The 5,768-nt window shown below is 40.8% G+C and carries 2 protein-coding genes; one reads left to right on the plus strand and one right to left on the minus strand.

From position 1 onward, the window contains the following. Nucleotides 1–70: 70 nt before the first annotated feature. Entirely contained in the window at nt 71–5,179 is a 5,109-nt protein-coding gene (locus V7L01_RS35225; RefSeq protein ID WP_335043009.1) for a trifunctional serine/threonine-protein kinase/ATP-binding protein/sensor histidine kinase, read from the plus strand. Between the two features lie 317 nt (nt 5,180–5,496). Here the strand turns inward: V7L01_RS35225 and V7L01_RS35230 are convergent, their stop codons facing one another. Beyond that, entirely contained in the window at nt 5,497–5,661 is a 165-nt protein-coding gene (locus V7L01_RS35230; protein WP_335043010.1) for a hypothetical protein, read from the minus strand. Nucleotides 5,662–5,768: the final 107 nt, after the last annotated feature.

The raw sequence follows: 5,768 nt of genomic DNA on the forward strand, positions 1-5,768 counted from the left end.
TTCGACCAACTTACACTTGAGCAGGTAATTTCTATCTCTTCCTATAACTTTATTCTAGAAGCTCTATTCTATGCAGCTTCATATTAAATTGGTATTAGATATATTATATCAACAGCAGATTATTCATAAAGATATCAAACCTGCCAATATTTTAATTAATCCCGATACAAAAGAAGTTAAATTAATCGACTTTAGTATTGCATCTTTACTACCACGGGAAACCCAAATACTAATCAATCCTAATATCTTAGAAGGCACACTTGCTTATATTTCTCCTGAACAAACAGGCAGAATGAACCGGGGAATTGACTATCGTAGTGACTTCTACTCATTAGGTGTAACATTCTACGAATTACTTACGGGGCAATTACCATTTATCTGTGATGATCCGATGGAATTGGTGCATTGTCATATTGCTAAAACTCATATTGCAGTACATCAAATAAATCCTAGTATTCCTTTAATTTTATCTGAAATCATTAGCAAATTAATGGCGAAGAATGGTGAAGGTCGTTATCAGAGTGCTTTGGGAATCAAGCATGATTTAGAGGCTTGTCTAAATCAATTATGCAAAACAGCAATCATAAAACCTTTTCCATTAGGAGAGGCAGATATTAGCGATCGCTTCATCATCCCTGACAAACTCTATGGACGAGAAACCGAAGTATCAACTCTATTGCAAGCATTTGAAAGGGTTAGCCAAGGTGCAACCGAAATAATGTTTGTTGCTGGATTTTCGGGTATTGGTAAAACTGCGGTTGTTAACGAAGTTCACAAACCGATTGTTAGACAACGTGGTTACTTTATCAAAGGTAAATATGACCAATTTAAACGTAATATTCCCTTGAGTGCATTTGTCCAAGCATTCCGAGACTTAATAGGGCAATTGCTGTCAGAATCAGATGCACAACTGCAAGTCTGGAGAACCAAGATTCTGGAAGCTGTTGGCGACAATGGACAAGTCTTGATTGACGTAATTTCAGAGCTAGAACGCATTATTGGCACTCAAGTTCCGGCTATAGAATTATCAGGGACTGCTGCCCAAAATCGCTTCAATCTGCTGATGCAGAAATTTGTGCAAGTCTTCACCAGCATTGAATATCCCTTAGTAATGTTTTTAGATGACTTGCAGTGGGCAGATTCCGCATCGCTGAAATTGTTGCAATTGTTGATGGCAGAAACAGGACATTTATTAATCTTGGGTGCATATCGGGATAATGAAGTATCACCAATTCACCCATTGATGCTGGCTGTAGATGAGATCGTCAAAGCTGGGGGAGTTGTCAATAAAATCGTGCTGCAACCATTAAGCGAAGCACAAATGAATCTGTTGGTGGCAGATACGCTGAATTGCAAATTATCTCTAGCCCAACCTTTGACAAAATTGGTTTATCAAAAAACTCAAGGTAATCCTTTTTTTGCTACCCAGTTTCTGAAGGCGTTACATGACGATAGGCTAATTATTTTTGACTTAAAATCCCGCCATTGGCAGTGTAATATTGCCCAAGTCAGAGCTTTAGCAATTACTGATAATCTGGTGGAGTTTATGGCGCTGCAATTGCAGAAATTGCCGAACCGAACTCAGAATGTTCTCAAACTAGCAGCTTGTATTGGGGCGCAGTTTGATTTGAATACATTGGCAATTATTTCAGAACAATCCTTAGAAGCAACGGCGGTTGATTTATGGAAAGCCTTGCAAGAAGGACTAATTATTCCGAATACAGAAATCTATAAGTTCTTTATTCAGTCTGACAGTGCGTCAGTTTCTAATGCAGCAGCTAATCCGATTTATCGATTCTTACATGACCGGGTTCAACAAGCTGCTTATTTTCTAATTCCTGATGACCAAAAGCAAGCAACCCATCTCAAAATTGGACAGTTACTTCAGGAAAACTCTTCAGAAATAGAACGAGAAGAAAAACTGTTTGATATTACCTTGCATTTGAACCAAGGACAGGCATTAATTACTCAACAGCAGGAACGGGAAACTTTAGCGCAACTCAACCTAAAAGCAGGTGGTAAAGCCAGACATTCAACTGCATACACTGCGGCCAGACTGTATCTACAAACTGGAATTGAGCTACTAGAGGTCAATTGTTGGCAAAGTCAGTATGAATTGACTCTGAATCTGTATGTCGCAGCTGCGGAAGCCAGTTATCTAAATGGTGACTTTGCAAGCATGGAACAGCAAGCCGCAATGGTATTACAGCAGGCACAGACGATTTTGGATCAAGTGAAAATCTACGAAATTCAAATTGCGGCACAAGCGGCTAGGAGCCAAATATTAGCGGCGATCGCTATTGGAATAGAGGCTCTAGCACAATTGGGGGTAGAACTCCCGAATACGCCAGATAAAGCGCAAATCGGCAAAGTACTACAAGACCTTGCAAGGCAACTCCAAAGCAGAGAGATTAGGGGGCTGATTGACCTGCCGGTAATGAGTAAACCCACAGCAATCGCAGCGATGCAACTGTTAGGAATATTGTTTACCCCAGTGATCTTGGGAATGCCAAGTTTTATGCCCTTGTTGAGCGCAACGATGGTGCAGTTATCGCTCCAGTTTGGCAATTCTCCCACCTCGACGGTAGGATATGCGATTCATGGCATGGTGCTGTGTGCCTTTTTGGGTAAAGTCGAAATCGGCTATGAGTTCGGTAGATTAGCGCTTTCGTTGCTAGAAAGGTTGAAGGCTCAGGGCATGAAGTCCCTCACTCTAAGCCTGTTTGGGAGTTTCATTCAACATCGCCAAGAAGCGCTTTTAGCAACGCTACCAACGCTGAAAGAAAGCTATACGACTGGCATGGAAACAGGCGATTTTCTCTCTGCTGGCTACAGCATTATAGCTTACGCCAATATTGCACTTTCGGCGAGTTTAAACCTGGACACGTTGTCAGAGGAATTGTCTGCTTACAGCGCTAGCCTAGCTCAGGTGAAACAAGATTCGGCGCATATTCATTCGGGTATAGTGTGGCAAACGGTGGAGCATTTGAGAGAAACGGTAAGTCAACCCGATTGCTTAAAGGGCATCGCCTACGATGAAACGGTGATGTTACCAAAGCACCACCAAGATCATGATCTCACAGCGATCGCCATTACTTATATCTACAAACTGTTGCTTGCCTACTCTTTTGGTAATTATCAGGCTGCCCTTGGCTATATCACCCAAGCCAAGTCCTATTTGATGGCAGCATCAGGAATGGTTGTTATTCCTGTTTTCCATTTTTATGCCGCCCTAACGCATTTGGCACTCTTCCCTACCCAGCCCGAAGCAGAGCAAGTCCAAATGCTTGCCGAGATAAAAGCCCATCAAACTGTTCTGCGCCAGTGGGCGGACAATGCCCCGATGAATTACTTGCACAAATGGCATTTAGTTGAGGCAGAAAAGTGGAGATCCGGTAACAAACTAGAAGCAATAGAACAGTACGATCGCGCCATTTCCCTTGCCAAGGAAAACCAATTCCTTAACGAAGAAGCATTAGCCAACGAACTTGCCGCCAAATTCTATCTCGATTGGGGCAAAGAAAAAATCGCTCAAGTCTACATGACGGAAGCTTATTACTGTTACACCCGTTGGGGAGCCAAAGCCAAAGTTGTTGATCTAGAAACCCGCTATCCCCAACTACTGATAACAATTTTGCAAAAACAGCAACCATCTTTCACACCCACGGAAACGATGATTCCTATCTCCTCTCACACGATTGGGAGTTCCACCTTCAGTAATACTAGTCTCTCAGAAGCTCTCGATCTGGCAACTATTCTCCAAGCTTCTCAATCTCTCTCCAGTGAAATTGAGTTGGAGAAATTACTCTCAACCCTAATTCAGGTAATACTCAAAAATGCAGGAGCAGATAAATGTGCGTTGCTGATGCCTTCAGGTTCGGGCTGGGTAATTGAGGCATTATTGCAACTCGAAGGGTCTGCCATTGTCTTGCGATCGCGTAGCGGTGCTGATGCACTCCCGCTGCCCTTTGAGGATCATCAAATAGTACCTGTTGCCCTGATCAATCGGGTGAAAAATACCCTGACTTTCACTGTGATTGAGAATGCTATAGCCGAGCCAACCCTAGCGGCTGATCCTTATATCCTGAGGCATTCACCTAAAAGTATTCTCTGTGCGCCAATTCTCAACCAAGGCAAGTTGATTGGCATTTTGTACCTCGAAAATAACCTGACTGTGGGTGCGTTTACCAGCGATCGCCTACAAGTTCTCAAACTCCTCACGACTCAAGTAGCTATTTCTCTAGAGAACGCAAAGTTATATCAAAAATTAGAGAACTATTCCCATACTTTGGAGCAGAAAGTAGAAGAGCGCACCCAGGAAATAACAGAAAAAGCTACTCAGCTAGAATTAACACTGGAAAAACTTTACTCAACTCAAGCCCAACTAATTCAATCAGAAAAAATGTCTGGTTTGGGACAGCTAGTTGCTGGGATTGCTCATGAAATTAATAATCCAATTAATTTCATCTATGGTAACTTACAACCAGCAAGTGAATACGTTACCTCCTTAATTGAATTAAATAATTTATATCAGCAACTTTATCCACAACCATTGCCAGAAATTGCCGAGAAAATCGCCGATATTGAACTAGAATTTATAGTGGATGATTTACAAAAGCTCCTGTCATCGATGAGGGTAGGAGCAGAACGTATCTGTCAAATTGTGCTTTCATTGCGAAATTTCTCTCGCTTGGATGAATCAGAATTAAAATCAGTAGACATTCACTCTGGTATTGATAGCACGCTGTTACTTTTGCAGCATCGACTTCAAAATAATAGTAAACATCCAGAGATTGCAGTTATTCAACATTATGGTCAACTACCTTTAGTTAATTGTTATGCGTCTGCTCTGAATCAGGTGTTTATGAATATTATCAATAATGCCATTGATGCCTTAGAAGCATCAGATAAAAATTGCCAACCGAATATTATTATTCGGACTGAATTAAAAGAAGCCAAAAAAATACTGATTCGCATTGCAGACAACGGTATAGGAATGAGCAAGTCTGTGCAAAATAATGTATTTAATCCCTTTTTTACGACTAAATCAGTAGGTAGTGGTACAGGCTTAGGATTATCAACTAGCTATTCAATAGTGGTAGAAAAACATGGGGGTCAGTTAAGCTGCATTTCCGCACCAGGAAAAGGTACAGAATTTATCATTGAAATTCCGGTATAATTTTTAGCAATTTTTGGTAAACAACTTCAGATATTTGGGAATACTAAATCTGCAAGTTTTAAGGATTTAGCAATATGGTTAGCACGTCAGATTACGAATTAGAGCGCTAATATTACCATTAAAAATATCTGCTATTTCATTAGGTTGAAATTAATGCATATAACTAGATGCTTTTGCCTAATTATCAACAGTAAATATCTCAAAACCTTATTTTTTCGTACAGACTACCTAATTTAGGATGATTGCATTTACGGACTATAGCCTAGCCATATAAAGGCTTTGAACGTTTTCGGAGATGTCTAATTGTTAATACTTGGTTAGAGCTTGCCAAGGAAAGAGTTGTAGTCTTGCACTCTCGTTTTGATGCCTACGGCAACCAGGAGCGGTGTACGCCACATCTGCGATCGCCGCTCGCTTAGATAGCAATTAGTGTTGCTTTGGCGATCGCATAGAAATATGGAACTTGGCTGTTGCTCCCGCATGAGTATAAGCTAGATATAGGAATCATATTTGATTTCTGAAAAAAACTAAGAGATAATACTGAGGCATATATATGTCTAAGAACGAACAATGATAAACCAGCATCTAG

Origin of the sequence: Nostoc sp., from assembly GCF_036917095.1 — a bacterium.
Lineage (GTDB): Bacteria > Cyanobacteriota > Cyanobacteriia > Cyanobacteriales > Nostocaceae > Nostoc.

What these genes read in the sequence shown, in the direction of transcription:
- V7L01_RS35225 (WP_335043009.1), top strand. Translation starts at nt 71, where the DNA reads ATGCAGCTTCATATTAAATTGGTATTAGATATATTATATCAACAGCAG.
- V7L01_RS35230 (WP_335043010.1), bottom strand. Translation starts at nt 5,661, where the DNA reads ATGCGGGAGCAACAGCCAAGTTCCATATTTCTATGCGATCGCCAAAGC.